This is a genomic window from Streptomyces sp. NPDC104831 (assembly GCF_055583025.1).
The window spans coordinates 58,466-75,253 of the sequence record NZ_JBVJOT010000023.1; the positions used below are offsets into that span (position 1 = coordinate 58,466).

A 16,788-nucleotide genomic window follows, 5' to 3' on the forward strand; every position below is an offset into this window, starting at 1 on the left:
GCGTTTGCTCAGCGAGCAGAGTGGCGGACGACGGACGGAGCCGGGCCCATGGGTGAGCAGCAGCAAGTGAAGTTCCCGCAGCAGGTCGTCGACGAGTACGCCGCGCTCGGCGTGGACCTGCCCGCCCTGTTCTCGGCCGGCCACCTCGGCACGCGCATGGGCGTGCAGATCCTGGAGGCCTCGGCGGACAGGGTGGTCGGGACCATGCCGGTGGAGGGCAACACCCAGCCGTACGGCCTGCTGCACGGCGGCGCCTCCGCGGTGCTGGCGGAGACGCTCGGCTCGGTCGGCTCCATGCTGCACGGGGGCGTCTCGAAGATAGCGGTCGGTGTGGACCTGAACTGCACCCATCACCGCGGGGTCCGCTCGGGCCTGGTGACGGGCGTGGCGACGCCGGTGCACCGGGGCCGTTCGACGGCGACGTACGAGATCGTGATCAGCGACGAGCAGGGCCGCCGGGTCTGCTCCGCCCGCCTGACCTGCCTGCTCCGGGACGCCCGCCCGGCCGACGAACCCTCCGCCCGGCCGGCCACGAGCTGACCCCGGCCCCTCCCCGCCCGGCCGCCCCGCCCGCGCCGAGGAAGGCTCCCGCCCCCTCCCGCACGGCTCCGGCCTCCACCGCGCCGGGCCGGAACCCGCCGCACGACGCGTCGGTACGCGAGGCGTGCCCGGGTGAGGACCGGGCCGCCCGGACACGACGAGGCCCGCGCCCCCTCCCCGGGGACGCGGGCCGTGCCGCGGCGGAGGCGCTCAGCCCTTCTTGGCCGCCTTCTTCTCCTCGTTGTCCGCGATGACCGCCTCGGCGACCTGCTGCATCGACATGCGGCGGTCCATGGAGGTCTTCTGGATCCAGCGGAACGCGGCCGGCTCGGTCAGGCCGTACTCGGTCTGCAGGATGGACTTCGCCCGGTCGACCAGCTTGCGGGTCTCCAGCCGCTGGCTGAGGTCGGCGACCTCCTGCTCCAGCTGCTTCAGCTCCGCGAACCGCGAGACGGCCATCTCGATGGCCGGGACGACGTCGCTCTTGCTGAAGGGCTTGACCAGGTAGGCCATGGCACCGGCGTCCCGGGCGCGCTCCACGAGGTCGCGCTGGGAGAAGGCGGTGAGCATCAGGACGGGCGCGATGGACTCCTCGGCGATCTTCTCGGCCGCGGAGATGCCGTCGAGCTTGGGCATCTTCACGTCGAGGATGACCAGGTCGGGCTTGTGCTCGCGGGCCAGCTCGACGGCCTGCTCACCGTCTCCGGCCTCGCCGACGACGGTGTACCCCTCCTCCTCCAGCATCTCTTTGAGATCGAGCCGGATCAGGGCCTCGTCCTCGGCGATGACGACACGGGTCGTCAGCGGAGGCACGTGCGACTTGTCGTCGTCGGTCACGTCTACGGGCTGGGGCGACTCGGGGGCGGTCACTGAGGCTCCTTGGTCCAGGGCAGGCAGGTACTGCTCCTCAAGAGCCTACCTAGCAGCGACGGCGTACGATGACCCGGTACACTCTGCGCAGTGCCTGCCGGGTTGGTGGAACGGCATACACGGAGGTCTCAAACACCTCTGCCTGAAAGGGCTTGCGGGTTCGAATCCCGCACCCGGCACCCCTCGAAGCGGAGACTCACGTTCGCGTGATTCTCCGCTTTTCGCTGTGCGCCGACGAGGGGACGCTCACTCAGAGTGTCCGTATGCATCTCCATGGCACCGATGTGCGACACGAGGCCCTGGTGCTCCTTCGCGCCGGCGCGAAGAACGCGGACGTGGCGCGGAAGCTGAACGTGCCCACGGAACGATCAGCTACTGGAAGCATCTCGACCGGGCCCGGCGCGGGGAGTGCCCGGGACGGCACCGTCCCCGCTGCCCGCGCTGCGACGGCCGCCCGCTCGACGAAGCGGCCTACAGCTACTTGCTGGGGCTCTATCTCGGCGACGGCCACGTCAGCCGTTGCTCCGGGCACCGAACGCCCAACCTCATGATCACTTGCTCGGACGCGTGGGCCGGCCTCATGGACGCGTGCGAGCGCGCCATGCGTGCCGTGTTTCCCGGAAACTCGGTCTGCCGTGTCCGGAAAAAGGGCTGCCACAACGTGAAGGTCTACTCGCAGCACCTGCATTGCCTTTTCCCTCAGCACGGCGCGGGCAAGAAGCACGAGCGCTCCATCATCCTCGAACCCTGGCAGCGGGCCGTAATCGGCGCCCACCCTTGGGAGTTCGTCCGCGGCCTCATCCACTCCGACGGCTGCCGTGTCACCAACCGGACGACCCGCACGGTCGCCGGGGAGCGCAAGCGGTACGAGTATCCGCGCTACTTCTTCTCCAACAAGTCGGACGACATCAGGAGGCTCTTCACGGACGCCCTGGACCTGGTCGGCGTCGAGTGGACCGTCCTGGCCCGCGGCGACGACCCCTTCGGCATCTCCATCGCCCGCAGGGCCTCCGTAGCCCTCATGGACACCCACGTGGGCCCCAAGTACTGAGCAGGGGCCCCGGGGGTCACTTCGGGCTGTCGTCCTCGCCGATGTGGTGGACCCGGACCATGTTGGTCGAGCCGGAGACGCCGGGCGGGGAGCCCGCGGTGATGACGACGACGTCGCCCTTCCGGCAGCGGCCGTACTTCAGCAGCAGTTCGTCGACCTGGTCGACCATGGCGTCCGTGGAGTCCACGTGCGGGCCGAGGAAGGTCTCGGCGCCCCACGTGAGGCTGAGCTGGGAGCGGGTGGCCGGCTCGGGGGTGAAGGCGAGCAGCGGGATGGGCGAGCGGTAGCGGGAGAGCCGGCGGGCGGTGTCCCCGGACTGGGTGAACGCGACCAGGAACTTCGCGCCGAGGAAGTCGCCCATGTCGGCGGCGGCCCGGGCGACCGCGCCGCCCTGGGTGCGCGGCTTGCTGCGCTCGGTCAGCGGCGGCAGCCCCTCGGCCAGCATGTCCTCCTCCGCCGCCGTGACGATCTTCGCCATGGTGCGGACGGTCGCGACCGGGTATTTGCCGACGCTGGTCTCCCCGGAGAGCATCACCGCGTCCGTGCCGTCCAGGACCGCGTTGGCCACGTCGGAGGCCTCGGCGCGGGTCGGCCGGGAGTTCTCGATCATCGAGTCCAGCATCTGGGTGGCGACGATGACGGGTTTGGCGTTGCGCCGGGCGAGGGTGATGGCGTGCTTCTGGACGATCGGCACCTGCTCCAGCGGCATTTCCACGCCGAGGTCGCCGCGCGCGACCATCAGTCCGTCGAAGGCGGCCACGATGCCGTCGAGGTTCCGTACGGCCTGCGGTTTCTCGATCTTGGCGATGACCGGGAGGCGGCGGCCTTCCTCGGTCATGATCCGGTGCACGTCGCGGGCGTCGTCGCCGCTGCGGACGAAGGAGAGGGCGACCACGTCGAAGCCGGTGCGCAGCGCCCAGCGCAGGTCGTCCTCGTCCTTCTTGGACAGGGCGGGGACGGAGACGGCCACGCCGGGGAGGTTCAGTCCCTTGTGGTCGGAGACGACGCCGCCTTCGATCACCCGGGTGTGCACGCGGGGGCCGTCGACCTCGGTGACCTCCAGGCAGACCTTGCCGTCGTCGACGAGGACGCGTTCGCCGGGGGTGACGTCGGCGGCGAGGCCGGCGTAGGTGGTGCCGCACCGGTGGCGGTCGCCTTCGACGCCGTCCTCGACGGTGATGGTGAAGGTGTCGCCGCGTTCAAGGAGTACCGGCCCTTCGGCGAAGCGGCCGAGCCGGATCTTCGGGCCCTGAAGGTCGGCGAGGACGCCGACGCTGCGGCCGGTTTCGTCGGCCGCCTTGCGCACCCGCCGGTAGCGCTCCTCGTGCTCGGCGTGCGTGCCGTGGCTGAGGTTGAACCGGGCGACGTCCATTCCGGCCTCGACCAGTGCCTTGATCTGGTCGTACGAGTCGGTGGCGGGCCCCAATGTACAGACGATCTTTGCTCGGCGCATGAGTCCGAGCCTAGGGCTTACCGGTGGGTAGGGAATTGGCGGCGTATGACTACTCAACGGACTTTGGGCGAAGGGTTTTTGACAAGTGTTTAACTGTGCGGGAAGTCGCTCCGATGAGCGTGGCCGGTGAACAGGTCACCAGATCGCAACCTTCCGGCCCTGTTGCCGTAAGTGGTGCTCAGGTCAGAATCTACGCGCGTTGTCCACACCGCCGAGGAGACCGAGAGATGCCGTTGAACCGCCGCAAGTTCCTGAAGAAGTCCGCCGCCACCGGAGCGGGAGTGGCGGTCGCCGGTGCGGCGGCGGCCCCGGCGGCCGAGGCGGCGCAGGAGCACGGTCCCGGACGTCCCGGGCACCCCCTGAAGCGGCACTCGCTGACCGTCATGGGCACCACCGACCTGCACGGTCACGTCTTCAACTGGGACTACTTCAAGGACGCGGAGTACTCCGACAAGGCGGGCAACGCGATGGGCCTCGCCCGGGTCGCCACCCTGGTGAACCAGGTGCGCGAGGAGAAGGGCCGCCGCAACACCCTGCTGCTGGACGCCGGTGACACCATCCAGGGCACCCCGCTGGCCTATTACTACGCCAAGGTCGACCCGATCACCGCCAAGGGCGGCCCGGTGCATCCGATGGCGCGGGCGATGAACGCGATCGGGTACGACGCGGCGGCCCTCGGCAACCACGAGTTCAACTACGGCATCGAGACGCTGCGGAAGTTCGAGGACCAGCTGGACTTCCCGCTGCTCGGCGCCAACGCGGTGGACGCGAAGACGCTGCGGCCGGCCTTCCCGCCGTACTTCATGAAGACCTTCCACGTGCCCGGCGCCATGCCGGTCAAGGTCGCCGTCCTCGGCCTGACCAACCCCGGCATCGCGATCTGGGACAAGGCCTACGTCCAGGGCAGACTGGCGTTCCCGGGGCTGGAGGAGCAGGCCGCCAAGTGGGTGCCGAAGCTGAGGTCCATGGGCGCCGACGTGGTCGTGGTCTCGGCGCACTCGGGTACCTCGGGCACCTCCTCGTACGGGGACCAGGTGCCGTACCTGGAGAACGCGGCGGCCGAGGTGGCCCGGAAGGTGCCGGGGATCGACGCGATCCTGGTGGGTCACGCGCACGTGGAGATCCCGGAGCTGAAGGTCGTCAACGAGGAGACCGGCAGGACCGTCGTCCTGTCCGAGCCGCTGTGCTACGCCGAGCGGCTCACCCTCTTCGACATCGAGCTGGTGTTCCGCAAGGGCCGCTGGGAGGTCGAGTCGGTCTCCGCGTCCCTGCGCGACTCCGGCACCGTCGCCGACGACCCGGAGATCACCCGGCTGCTCGCCGACCAGCACAAGAAGGTCGTCGCGTACGTCAACCAGGTCGTCGGCCGGGCGACCGAGACGCTGACGACGGTCGAGGCCCGCTACAAGGACGTCCCGATCATCGACCTGATCACCAAGGTCCAGGAGGACGTGGTCAAGGCGGCGCTGGCGGGCACGGAGTACGCGTCGCTGCCGGTGATCGCCCAGGCCTCGCCGTTCTCCCGGACCTCTCAGATCCCGGCCGGCGAGGTGACGATCCGGGACCTGTCGAGCCTGTACGTCTACGACAACACGCTGGTCGCCAAGTTGCTGACGGGTGCGCAGGTCCGTGCGTACCTGGAGTACTCGGCGGAGTACTACGTCCAGACGGCCCCCGGTGCCGCGGTCGACGTGGAGAAGCTGACCAACGCCGGCGGGCGGCCGGACTACAACTACGACTATGTGTCGGGTCTGTCGTACGACATCGACATCGCCCAGCCGGCCGGCTCGCGGATCAGGAACCTGACCTTCCAGGGGGCCGCGCTGGACGACGCCCAGCGGTTCGTGCTCGCGGTGAACAACTACCGGGCCAATGGCGGCGGTGCCTTCCCGCACGTCGCCACGGCCAAGGAGCTGTGGTCGGAGTCGACGGAGATCCGCACCCGGATCGCGGAGTGGGTGACCGCGAAGGGAGTGCTGGACCCGAAGGACTTCGCGTCGGTGGACTGGAGGCTGGTGCGGGGCGGCACGCCGGTGTTCTAGGCGCCGCTCCGTCCACGGCTCCAGCAGGGAAAGGTCGACGGCGTCGGCGTCGGCAATGGCCTTGGCGCCGGCGTCGAGGACGGGGCCGGGCGGTCCGGGCGGTGGTCGTGGTGGGCCCCAGCGGCGTCGCGGGGTGGCGCGTTCCGGCCGGTCACGGTCCGTCGACGAGCGGGGTGAGCCGCGTGGGCTGCCGGGCCTGTGGCACCCGGTCCGCGGGGTCCTCCAGACCGAAGGAGGTGAAGGCGGTCCGGGAGGGCAGTGGGTAGGTCTCCTTTCCGGTGAGGGAGTTGAGGATGGCGGCGCTGCGCCAGGCGGCGAGGCCGAGGTCGGGGGCGCCGACGCCGTGGGTGTGCAGTTCGGCGTTCTGGACGTAGACCGAGCCGGTGACCGAGGGGTCCAGGACGAGGCGGAACTCCTCGTCCACGCGGGGGCGTTCGCTGCTGTCGCGGCGGATGTAGGGGTCGAGTCCGGCGAGGAGGCGGCCGAGGGGGCGTTCGCGGTAGCCGGTGGCGAGGACGACGGCGTCGGTGGCGAGCCGGGAGCGGCTGCCCTGCTGGAGGTGTTCCAGGTGCAGCTCGATCCTGGTGGCGGCGATCCGGCCGGCGGTGCGGACGCGGACGCCGGGGGTGAGGACGGCGTCGGGCCAGCCGCCGTCCAGGGTGCGCCGGTACAGCTCGTCGTGGATGGCGGCGAGGGTGCCGGCGTCGATGCCCTTGTACAGCTGCCACTGGGCGGCGAGGAGGCGGTCGCGGACGGGTTCGGCGAGTGCGTGGAAGTAGCGGGTGTAGTCGGGGGTGAAGTGCTCCAGGCCGAGTTTGGAGTACTCCATGGGGGCGAACGCCTCGGTACGGCCGATCCAGTGCAGTCCTTCCCGGCCGGCCGGGCGGTGCCGCAGCAGGTCGAGGAAGACCTCGGCGCCGGACTGTCCGGAGCCGACCACGGTGACGTGCCCGGCGGCGAGGACGGTGTCGCGGTGGTCGAGGTAGTCGGCGGCGTGCAGGACGGGTACGCCGGGCGCGTCCACCAGGGGCTGGAGGGCGTCGGGTACGTGGGGGGCGGTGCCGATGCCGAGGACGATGTTGCGGGTGTGGGTGCGGCCGAGGGCCTCGGCCTCGCCGTCGGCGCCGAGCTGGGTGAAGTCGACCTCGAACACGTCCCGTTCGGGGTTCCAGCGGACGGCGTCGACCTGGTGGCGGAAGCGCAGGCCGGGCAGTTGCCGGGCGGCCCAGCGGCAGTAGGCGTCGTACTCGGCGCGCTGGATGTGGAAGCGCTCGGCGAAGTAGAAGGGGAAGAGGCGTTCGTGGTGCCTGAGGTAGCTGAGGAAGCTCCAGGGGCTGGTGGGGTCGGCGAGGGTGACGAGGTCGGCGAGGAACGGCACCTGGAGGGTGGCGCCCTCGATGAGCAGTCCGGGGTGCCAGGCGAAGCCGGGGCGTTGTTCGTAGAAGACGGCGTCGAGTTCGGCGAGCGGGTGGGCGAGGGCGGCCAGGGAGAGGTTGCAGGGGCCGATGCCGATGCCGACGAGGTCGCGTGGGGAGGTCGGCTCGTGGCGTGGGGGGTGGGTCATCCGGGGGTGCTTCCTTCGACGAGTGCGAGCAGGCGGGCCAGGTCGTCCGGCCGGGTTCGGGGGTTGAGGACGGTGGCCTTGAGCCAGAGCCGGCCGGCGAGCCGGGCCCGGCCGAGCACGGCCCGGCCCTCGTGCAGGAGTCCGCGGCGGACGGCGGCCACGGCGTCGTCGTCGGCTCCGGCGGGGCGGAACAGGACGGTGCTGATGACGGGGCGGTCGTACAGCTCGAAGCCGGGGTGCCGGTCGATCAGGGCGGCGAGTTCACGGGCGTGGGCGCAGACCTGGTCGGTCAGGGCGCCGAGGCCGGCGCGGCCCAGTGTCCGCAGGGTGACGGCGATCTTCAGGATGTCGGGGCGGCGGGTGGTGCGCGGGGAGCGGCCGAGCAGGTCGGGCAGGCCGGCCTCGGTGTCGTCGGCGGCGTTCAGGTAGTCCGCGCGCTGGTGGAGGGTGGTCAGCTCGTCGGGGCGGGCGACGGCGAGGAGGCCGGCGGCGGCCGGTTGCCAGCCGAGTTTGTGCAGGTCGAGGGTGACGGTGTGGGCGGCGTCGAGTCCGGTGAGGAGGTGGCGGTGCCGGTCGCTGAAGAGCAGGCCGCCGCCGTAGGCCGCGTCGATGTGCAGGCGGGCGCCGTGGGCGGCGCACAGGGCGGCGATCTCGGGCAGGGGGTCGACGAGGCCGGCGTCGGTGGTGCCGGCGGTGGCGGCGACCAGCAGCGGGCCGGGGAGCGTGGTGAGGGTCTCGGCGAGGGCGGCCGGGTCCAGGGTGCCGCGGGGGGCGGGGAGGACGACCGGGGCGGGCAGGCCGAGCAGCCAGGCGGCGCGGGGCAGCGAGTGGTGGGCGCCGGCGCAGCAGACGAGGCGGACGCCGCTGCCGTGGGCCTCGCGGGCGAGCAGCAGGGCGAGTTGGTTGGACTCGGTGCCGCCGGTGGTGACGAGGGCGTCGGTGAGGCCGGCGGTGCGGGCGAGGGCGCGGGTGACCGCGGCTTCCAGGGCGGAGGCGGCCGGGGCCTGGTCCCAGGAGTCGAGGGAGGGGTTGAGGGCGCTGGCGGCGAGGTCGGCGGCGGTGGCGACGGCGAGCGGCGGGCAGTGCAGGTGGGCGGCGCACAGCGGGTCGGCGGGGTCGGCGGCGCCCGCGGCGAGGGCGCGGACGAGGGTGTGCAGGGCGTCCGGGTCGCCGGTGTCCGGCAGGGGGTCGCCGAGGGCGGCGGCGACGCGTGCGGTGACGGCTCGCGGGCCGCCGGCGGGCAGCGGGCCGCCGCGCTCGGCGGCGCCGGCGGCGAGCGCGTCGAGCACGGTGGCGAGGAGGGGGCGCAGGGCCTCGGGGCCGCCGGGGCCGGAGGCGAGCGGCGGTGTGCTCAGGGCCGCTTCGGCGGTCATGGGCTCTCCTCCGGGGCACGGGAACGCCGGGCGGGCCCGCCGGGCCCGGGCACATGGCGTGTGGGTGGAGTGCCCAGCTTGTACCGGAGGAGAGCCCCGTGTCCCGCAAGCCCGGCGAACGGAACCCGAAAGTGTGTACTGCCGTGCCGGGAGGGACGGCGGGGGCCGGCCGGTCAGGCCCGGAAGTCCCCGGCGTGGTCGCGCGCCCAGCGGTCGAAGGCGCGGGCCGGGGTGCCGGTGATCTCTTCCACGGTGCCGGTGATCTCCGGGGGCACGCCGACGGTCTGCGCGAACGTCTCCAGCAGCCGGCCGAGCATCTGCGGCGGCACGAACGGGAACAGCTCCGGGCCGGCCTCGGCCGGGTCGACCTCCGTGAACGTCAGTTTCCTGCCGAGTGCGTCGCCGATGGCGGCGACCTGGCCGGCGTTGCTGATCGCCGCGGGTCCGGTCAGCCGGTGCGCGGCGCCCTGGTGGCCGTCGTCGAGCAGGACGCGTTCGGCCACGGCGGCGATGTCGTCCTCGTGGATGGGCGCGGACAGCCCCTCGGCGTACACGCCGCGGACGGTGTCGCCGCCCGCGCGGATCTGCGGGGCGTACTGGAGGGCGTTGGTGGCGAAGGCGTTGGGCCGCAGGAAGGTCCAGGCGAGCCCGCTGTCGCGGATGTGCCGCTCGGCGGTGGCGTGCAGGACGTGGATGGGGTGGGTCTCGTCGGCGCCCTCCCGGACGAGGCCGCTGGAGAGCAGGACGGCGTGGCGCACGCCGTGTTCGCGGGCCGCCGCCAGCAGCGGGGCGGTGACGGCCTGGGCGTACAGGAAGAGTTTGGTGGCCCCGGTGAACAGGGCGGCGGGGTCGTCCGGGCGGAACCGCGCCACCTCGGCCCGCTCGGGCAGGGCGGCCCGCCGCGGGTCCCTGCTCAGGGCCCGGACGGGCTGTCCCGCGGCGAGGAGTCGGTCGACGAGGGCGCGGCCCACGTTGCCGGTCGCTCCGGTCACTACGATCACGGTGTTGCCTCCAGGGCTCGGTCGATCGCTGACCGCCCGAGCCTAGGAAGTCCGGTCCGTCCACCGCATCGTCGGCTGGGACCAGCCGCGCCCTACGTCGCCGGACGTACGCCTGCCTACCGCGTCGTGCGCACGCCGCGGACGCGCAGGGCGCGGGCGAGGTCGTCCAGGCGGTCGGCGAGGGTGCGGCGGAGCGCCGGGGTGAGGTCGTCGGCGCGCAGGCACTCCTCGCCGAGCCGCAGGTTCTCGGCGTCGACGGCGTGGGCGGGGAAGCACCAGCGGCCGGCGGCGACGGCGATGGCGGGGCCGCGGCGGGCGGCGACGGCGGCCACGTCGGCGTAGAAGCGCGGTACGTACGGGCGGACCAGCTCGGCCTGTTCGGGCTGCCAGAAGCCCTGGGCGGTGGCGGTGAAGAGGTAGTTGGACAGGTCGTCGCCGGCGAACATCGCCTCCCAGGCGGCGCGCTTGGCCTCCGGGTCGGGCAGTGCGGCGCGGCAGCGGGCGGCGCCCTCCTGGCCGGTGGCGCTCGGGTCGTCCGCCAGTTCGGCGGCGATGGCGGCCTCGTCGGTGGCGCCGAGGACGGCGAGCCGGGCGAGGACGCGCCAGCGCAGTTCCTGGTCGAGTTCCGGTCCGCCGGGCACGGTGCCGTCGGCGAGCCAGGCGGCGATGGGCTCGGGGTGTGCGGTCACGTCGATCAGGTGCCGCACGGCGATCAGCCGCAGGCCGGGGTGGTCGCCGTCCTCGGTGCGGCGCAGCAGGTCGCGGCAGAGGGAGGTGAGGGTGGCCAGGGCGGCCGGCCGGTCGGCCGGGGCGAGGTACTGCTCGGCGAGCTGGCCGGCGGCGAAGGCGAGGACGCCCTGGGCGACGGCCAGGTCGGTCTCGCGGGGCAGGTGGGCGCGGGCCGTCTCCAGGTAGGCGGCGGGCGGGAGTTCGCCGTCGCGTACGGCGTCCCGGAGGGCGTTCCAGACGACCGCGCGGGTGAGCGGGTCGGGCAGTTTGGACAGGCCGGTGCGGAGGGTCTCGGCCGAGGTGGCGTCGAAGCGGATCTTGGCGTAGGTGATGTCGCCGTCGTTGAGGAGGACGAGGGCGGGGCGCTTGCCGATGGGCTGCGGGGCGGTCCGCGGGACGTCGAGGTCGACGCGCTCGCGCAGCACGAGGCGGCCCTCGTCGGCGATGTCGTGGTCGTACAGGCCGGCGGCGAGGCGGTGCGGGCGGCTGCCGGCGTGGTCGACGGTGAGCGCGCAGGTGCCGTCGGCGGCGGTGATCACCGGGGTGAGGGTGTCGACGCCGGTGGTGCGCAGCCAGCTGTCGGCCCAGGCGTGGACGTCGCGGTCGGTGGCCGAGGCGAGGGAGTCGATGAAGTCGGCGAGGGTGGCGTTGGCGAACTTGTGCCGGGCGAAGTGGGTGTTGATGCCGGCGAGGAAGTCCTTCTCGCCGAGCCAGGCGGCGAGCTGGCGCAGCGCGGAGGCGCCCTTGGCGTAGGAGATGCCGTCGAAGTTGAGCAGGGCGGAGGCCGTGTCGGGCACGTCGTCGGGGGCGACCGGGTGGGTGGTGGGCCGCTGGTCGGCGTCGTAGCCCCAGGCCTTGCGGGTGACGCCGAACTCGGTCCAGGGGCCGGTGAACCGGGTGGCCTCGGCGGTGGTCTGGTAGCCCATGTACTCGGCGAAGGACTCGTTCAGCCAGATGTCGTCCCACCACTTGAGGGTGACGAGGTCGCCGAACCACATGTGGGCCATCTCGTGCGCGATGACCATGGCGCGGGTCTGCCGCTCGGTGTCGGTGACGGCGGAGCGGTAGACGAACTCGTCGCGGAAGGTGACCAGTCCCGGGTTCTCCATGGCGCCGGCGTTGAACTCGGGGACGAACGCCTGGTCGTAGGAGTCGAAGGGGTAGGGCTCCTCGAACTTCTCGTGGTAGCGGTCGAAGCAGGCGCGTGTGACGTCGAGGATCTCGTCGGCGTCGGTGTCGAGGTGGGGGGCGAGGGAGCGGCGGCAGTGGATGCCGAAGGGCAGGCCGCGGTGTTCGGTGCGCACCGAGTGCCAGGGGCCGGCGGCGACGGCGACCAGGTAGGTGGAGATCAGCGGGGTGGGGGCGGCCTGCCAGACGCCGTCGGCGCGGCGGGTGGTGATGCCGTTGGCGAGGACGGTCCAGCCTTCGGGCGCCTTGACCCGGACCTCGAAGACGGCCTTCAGGTCGGGCTGGTCGAAGGCGGTGAAGACGCGCTGGACGTCCTCCATGAACAGCTGGGTGTAGACGTACGTCTCGCCGTCGATGGGGTCGGTGAAGCGGTGCATGCCCTCGCCGGTGCGGGAGTAGCGCATGGCGGCGTGGACGCGCAGCTCGTGTTCGCCGGCGGCGAGGTCCTTCAGCGGCAGCCGGTTCTCGGTCAGGGTCCGCGGGTCGAGCGGCTGTCCGTCGAGCGTGGCGCTGTGCAGCTCGGCGGGCTTGAGCTCGACGAACGTGTCTCCGTCGGACCGGGCGGTGAACCGGATCGCGGTACGGGAGTCGAAGGTCTCGTCACCGGTGGTCAGGTCGAGTTCGACCGTGTACCGGTGGACGTCGAGGATCTCTGCTCGGAGCTGCGCTTCGTCGCGCGTGAGTACGGACATGGAGGCCATGCTGCCTGATGGGACGGGCAGCGCACAGGGCGGAGGGGTACATCGCCCTCGTCTCCCGTGCGCGCCCGGCCCGGCCGCCGCCCCGTGGCCCGGTGCGGCGCCTGCTCAGTCGCCCGCCGGGGCGTCGTGCGCGGGCTGTCCGCCCTGGCTGTGCTCGGCGATCCGCTCGTGGTGGCGGATCACCTCGGCGATGATGAAGTTGAGGAATTTCTCGGCGAAGGCGGGGTCGAGCTTGGCGTTCTCGGCGAGGCGGCGCAGCCGGGCGATCTGCCGGGCCTCGCGGGCCGGGTCGGCGGGCGGCAGCTGGTGCACCGCCTTGAGCCGGCCCACCTGCTGGGTGGCCTTGAAGCGCTCGGCGAGCATGTGGACGACGGCCGCGTCGATGTTGTCGATGCTGTCGCGCAGCCGCTCCAGTTCCTGGCGGACCTCGGGGTCCGTGGCACCGGGGCCGGTGTTGCTGGTGGTCATGGGGGCCAACCCTATGCGCTGTGCCGGGTGCGTCCACGGGGTGTCCGAGGACTGGATCAGCGGCGGATCGCCGGGGTCGGGGACGCGGTCGCTCCAGCCGCCGGGCACGGTCCGGCCCTGCTGGGCGCGGAAGCGTACGGGGGCGAGGCCGACGCGCCGGGTGAACAGCCGGGAGAAGTAGGCGGGGTCGTCGTAGCCGACGCGGCGGGCGACGGCGGCGACGGGCAGTTCGGTGGCGGCGAGGAGTTCCTTGGCCCGGCCGAGGCGGATGCCGAGCAGGTAGTCCTTGGGGCTGCAGCCGGCGGCCCGGCGGACGGCGCCGCGCAGTTCGGCGGGGGTCATGCCGTGCCGGGCGGCGTGGTCGGCGACGGTCATCGGGGTGCAGGCGTCCCGGGCGAGGGCGGTGAGCACCCGGTCGCCGTCGGGGGCGAGGTCGGCGCGGGCGCGGCGCAGGGCGACGAGGAGTTCGTGGACGGCGGCGCCGGTCTCGACGTGGAGGAGGGGGTTGCCGGGGCGGGCGGCCCGGGCGATGCGGGCGATGACGGTGCGGGGGCCGGTGGCGTCGGTGAGGGGGACGACGGGCCGGTCGGGTTCGAGGTAGCCGAGGTCGCGGTAGGCGGCGGTGGCGGGGCCGGTGAAGTCCACGAAGCCCTCGTCCCAGCCGGTGTCCGGGTCGGGCGCGTAGTGGTGGGACACGCCGGGGGCGAGCCACAAAAGGGCGGGCGCGGTGACGGTCGTGCGGCGGCCGTCGGCGCCCCGGTACCAGCCGCCGCCGGAGCTGATCACGACGGCGACGTGGTGGTCGAGGGCGCGCGGGCCGACCGTGGGCAGCGCGCCGTGCTGGAGGCCGACGCCGAGGCAGACCAGGCCGAGGCGGTGGTGGGCGGGGCCGGGGGTGAGGAACCGCATCCAGGTCCGGTACATCGGTGCTCCTCCCGGCGTGCCGCGCGGCGCGGTTTTGTCCAAGCAGCGCCGATCTTCGTCCATGGCGCCGGGCGCCGGTAGGGGGCGAGGCTGGGGTGGACGGACGGGGTCGCGGCGGGGAGGGCGCTTGAGCGGGTTGACGGTGGGGGAAACGGGGTTCCTGCTGGACGGGCGGCCGGTGCGGCTGCTGTCGGGGGCGCTGCACTACTTCCGGGTGCACGAGGCGCAGTGGGGGCACCGGCTGGCCATGCTGCGGGCGATGGGGCTGAACTGCGTGGAGACGTACGTGCCGTGGAACCTGCACGAGCCGCGGCCGGGGGACTTCAGGGACGTGGGGGCGGTCGGCCGGTTCCTGGACGCGGTCGGCGCGGCGGGCATGTGGGCGATCGTGCGGCCGGGCCCGTACATCTGCGCGGAGTGGGAGAACGGCGGGCTGCCCGCCTGGCTCACGGGCGAGGTGGGCACGCGCGCGCGTACGCGTGACGAGCGCTGGATGGGCCACGTCCGGGCCTGGTTCCGGCGGCTGCTGCGCGAGGTCGTGCCCCGCGGGCTCGACCGGGGCGGCCCGGTGGTCATGGTCCAGGTGGAGAACGAGTACGGCAGCTACGGCAGCGACGGCGGCTACCTGGAGGAGCTGGCCGGTCTGCTGCGCGCCGAGGGGGTCACCACCGCGCTGTGCACCTCGGACGGCCCGGAGGACCACATGCTGACCGGGGGCTCGCTGCCCGGGGTGCTCGCCACGGTGAATTTCGGCTCCCACGCGCGCGTGGCCTTCGACACGCTGCGCCGCCATCGCGCCACGGGCCCGCTGATGTGCATGGAGTTCTGGTGCGGCTGGTTCGACCACTGGGCCGGCGAGCACGCCGTACGGGATCCGGCCGAGGCCGCCGGGGTGCTGCGGGAGATCCTGGAGTGCGGGGCGTCGGTGAACCTGTACATGGCGCACGGCGGGACGAGTTTCGGGGGCTGGGCGGGCGCCAACCGGGGCGGCGCGCTGCACGGGGGCCCGCTGGAGCCGGACGTGACCTCCTACGACTACGACGCGCCGGTGGACGAGTACGGCCGGCCGACGGAGAAGTGGTGGCGCCTGCGCGAGGTGCTGGCCGGGTACGGGCCGGCTCCGCTGCCCGCGCCGCCGCCGCGGCCCCCCGTGCTGGGCGCCCCGGCCGCGGCCGGGCTCACCGGCTGGGCGTCCCCGGCCGCGGTCCTCGGGGCGCTGGGCGGCCGGGAGACGGTCACGCCGGTGCCGCCGACGTTCGAGGAGCTGGGGGTCACCCGGGGTCTGGTCCGCTACGAGGTCGAGGTGCCCGGCCCGCGCCGGCCGTACCCGCTGAGCGTGCGCGGGCTGCGCGACCTCGCCGTGGTGTACGTCGACGGGGAGCGGGCCGGGGTGCTCACGGAACGGGAGCCGCGGCTGCCGGAGCCGGTCGCGGGGCCCGCGCGCGTGGAGCTGTGGGTGGAGTCGCTGGGCCGGGTGAACTACGGGCCCCGGCTGGGCGAGCCGAAGGGCATCACCGGCGGCGTCCTGCACGAGCGGCAGTACCTGCACGGGGTGCGCGCGCGGGGGCTGGATCTGGACGCGTTCGCCGACGGCGTGGCCGCGGTGCCCTTCGGCCCGCCGCCGGGCAGGCACGCGCCCGGCCTGTACCGGGGCTCGGTCACGGTCCGGGGGGCCGGCGACGCCCGCCTGGAGCTGCCCGGCCGGACGCGCGGGTTCGCCTGGATCAACGGCTTCAACCTGGGCCGTTACTGGTCGGCGGGCCCGCAGCGGTCGCTGTACGTGCCCGGTCCGGTGCTGCGGGAGGGCGAGAACGAGGTGTGGGTGCTGGACCTGGACGCGGGGGATCCGGACGCGGGGGCTCCGCGCCTGCTGCCGGTGTAGGACCGCCCACGCTTCCGCCCGCCTACAGTGGAGGGGGGTTCCGGCGGCTTCAGGGGGTGCCGGCGTGGGAGATGGCGGACCGGTCGAGCACGGCTACCCGCATCTGGAGACGGTGCGGGCCGCCGTCACCGCGCTGTACCGGCGGCTGTCGCGCGACACCATCGAGACGTTCCCTCTCAGCGTGGCCCCCGCCGACGTGGCGTTCGGCGACACCGACGACCTGCATCTGGGCGCGCAGCGGGTGGCCCGGGAGATCGTGCGGCACTTCCGGCTGCCGGACGCGCGGCTGATCGTCGGCTTCCGGGAGATGACCCACGCGGCGAACGTCGAACTGACGGCGGGCCCGGAGTACTTCGTGGAGCTGAACGACCGGTTCCGCACCCACCGCGCCGACATCGGCGCGGCCCTCGCCCACGAGGTGGCGCACGTCTATCTGCACCGCCTGGGTCTCGCCTTCCCCACGACGGCGGAGAACGAGATCCTGACGGACACGGCGACGACGTACCTGGGCGCGGGCTGGCTGCTGCTGGACGCCTACCGGGAGGACGCGGTCTCCTCCCGGAAACTCGGCTATCTCACCCCGGAGGAGTTCGGGTACGTCCTGGCCAAGCGGGCGCTGCTGTTCGGCGAGGACCCGTCGCCGTGGTTCACCAGCCCGCAGGCCTTCACCGCCTACGCCAGGGGCAGGGACCGGGCCCGCCAGGACGGGCGGCAGCCGCCGCTGGCCGCCGCCGGCTGGGCTGGCCGCCGCCGCTACGCCCACGACCGCCGGCACGCCGGCGCCGGCCCGCCGGCCACCCCGTACGCCTTCGCCGCCGACCCCGCCGGCGGGCTGCGGGTCTCCTTCCCCTGCCCCACCTGCCACCAGCGGATCCGGGTGCCGGTGCGGGGGCGGGTACGGGCCCGGTGCGGGCTGTGCCGGACCGTACTGGAGTGCGACACGTAGCCCCGGCCCCCGGGCGGGCCGCGCTGAAGAGCCCCCGGGAGGCGGACGTGCAACGA

General features: G+C 73.3%; 11 protein-coding genes, 1 tRNA gene and 2 pseudogenes. 6 read left to right on the plus strand and 8 right to left on the minus strand.

The genetic code is table 11. The features are described from left to right. The first annotated feature begins 48 nt into the window (after window positions 1-48). A complete protein-coding gene (locus ACZ63H_RS17610) occupies window positions 49-540 on the plus strand; it encodes a PaaI family thioesterase (RefSeq protein ID WP_469865921.1) in 492 nt (163 codons plus the stop codon). Window positions 541-750: 210 nt separating this feature from the next. Here ACZ63H_RS17610 and ACZ63H_RS17615 read toward each other — a convergent pair whose 3' ends face one another. Then, on the minus strand, window positions 751-1,410 hold the full coding sequence (locus ACZ63H_RS17615; protein ID WP_469865922.1) for an ANTAR domain-containing response regulator: 660 nt from the start codon (window positions 1,408-1,410) through the stop codon (window positions 751-753). Window positions 1,411-1,506: 96 nt separating this feature from the next. On the opposite strand from ACZ63H_RS17615, the gene ACZ63H_RS17620 reads away from it, so the two are divergent. Together ACZ63H_RS17620 and ACZ63H_RS17625 are read left to right on the plus strand one after the other, a co-directional pair. Then, window positions 1,507-1,589: transfer RNA gene (locus ACZ63H_RS17620), tRNA-Leu, on the plus strand. 84 nt (window positions 1,590-1,673) lie between these two features. Then, window positions 1,674-2,461: pseudogene (locus ACZ63H_RS17625) on the plus strand (helix-turn-helix domain-containing protein). Between the two features lie 16 nt (window positions 2,462-2,477). On the opposite strand, the gene pyk reads toward ACZ63H_RS17625, so the two are convergent. Continuing rightward, window positions 2,478-3,914 (minus strand): pyruvate kinase, encoded by a 1,437-nt coding sequence (pyk, locus tag ACZ63H_RS17630; protein ID WP_469865924.1) that lies wholly within the window; start codon window positions 3,912-3,914, stop codon window positions 2,478-2,480. A 227-nt stretch (window positions 3,915-4,141) separates the two neighbouring features. Between pyk and ACZ63H_RS17635 the strand changes: the two genes are divergently transcribed. Beyond that, window positions 4,142-5,956 (plus strand): bifunctional metallophosphatase/5'-nucleotidase, encoded by a 1,815-nt coding sequence (locus tag ACZ63H_RS17635; RefSeq protein WP_469865926.1) that lies wholly within the window; start codon window positions 4,142-4,144, stop codon window positions 5,954-5,956. 151 nt (window positions 5,957-6,107) lie between these two features. Here ACZ63H_RS17635 and ACZ63H_RS17640 read toward each other — a convergent pair whose 3' ends face one another. The 6 genes and pseudogenes from ACZ63H_RS17640 to ACZ63H_RS17665 form a co-directional block, all read right to left on the minus strand. Next, window positions 6,108-7,520 (minus strand): lysine N(6)-hydroxylase/L-ornithine N(5)-oxygenase family protein, encoded by a 1,413-nt coding sequence (locus tag ACZ63H_RS17640; RefSeq protein ID WP_469865928.1) that lies wholly within the window; start codon window positions 7,518-7,520, stop codon window positions 6,108-6,110. Continuing rightward, window positions 7,517-8,893 (minus strand): pyridoxal phosphate-dependent decarboxylase family protein, encoded by a 1,377-nt coding sequence (locus ACZ63H_RS17645; RefSeq protein ID WP_469865930.1) that lies wholly within the window; start codon window positions 8,891-8,893, stop codon window positions 7,517-7,519. The genes ACZ63H_RS17640 and ACZ63H_RS17645 overlap by 4 nt, the downstream gene beginning before the upstream one ends. A gap of 173 nt (window positions 8,894-9,066) precedes the next feature. Continuing rightward, the gene (locus tag ACZ63H_RS17650; protein ID WP_469865932.1) at window positions 9,067-9,894 is read right to left on the minus strand and encodes an NAD(P)H-binding protein; all 828 of its coding nucleotides are present in this window, start codon (window positions 9,892-9,894) and stop codon (window positions 9,067-9,069) included. Between the two features lie 116 nt (window positions 9,895-10,010). Next, window positions 10,011-12,503 carry an aminopeptidase N gene (gene pepN / locus ACZ63H_RS17655; RefSeq protein ID WP_469865934.1) on the minus strand — a complete coding sequence of 831 codons (2,493 nt, stop codon included), beginning with the start codon at window positions 12,501-12,503 and terminating at the stop codon, window positions 10,011-10,013. A 114-nt stretch (window positions 12,504-12,617) separates the two neighbouring features. Further along, the gene (locus ACZ63H_RS17660) at window positions 12,618-12,980 is read right to left on the minus strand and encodes a chorismate mutase (RefSeq protein WP_469866024.1); all 363 of its coding nucleotides are present in this window, start codon (window positions 12,978-12,980) and stop codon (window positions 12,618-12,620) included. A gap of 51 nt (window positions 12,981-13,031) precedes the next feature. After that, a pseudogene (locus tag ACZ63H_RS17665) lies at window positions 13,032-13,904 on the minus strand (helix-turn-helix domain-containing protein); the annotation flags it as partial. Between the two features lie 127 nt (window positions 13,905-14,031). Between ACZ63H_RS17665 and ACZ63H_RS17670 the strand changes: the two are divergent. Then, a complete protein-coding gene (locus tag ACZ63H_RS17670; RefSeq protein WP_469865936.1) occupies window positions 14,032-15,786 on the plus strand; it encodes a glycoside hydrolase family 35 protein in 1,755 nt (584 codons plus the stop codon). Window positions 15,787-15,850: 64 nt separating this feature from the next. Continuing rightward, window positions 15,851-16,732 carry a hypothetical protein gene (locus ACZ63H_RS17675; protein ID WP_469865938.1) on the plus strand — a complete coding sequence of 294 codons (882 nt, stop codon included), beginning with the start codon at window positions 15,851-15,853 and terminating at the stop codon, window positions 16,730-16,732. The last annotated feature ends 56 nt before the right edge of the window (window positions 16,733-16,788 follow it).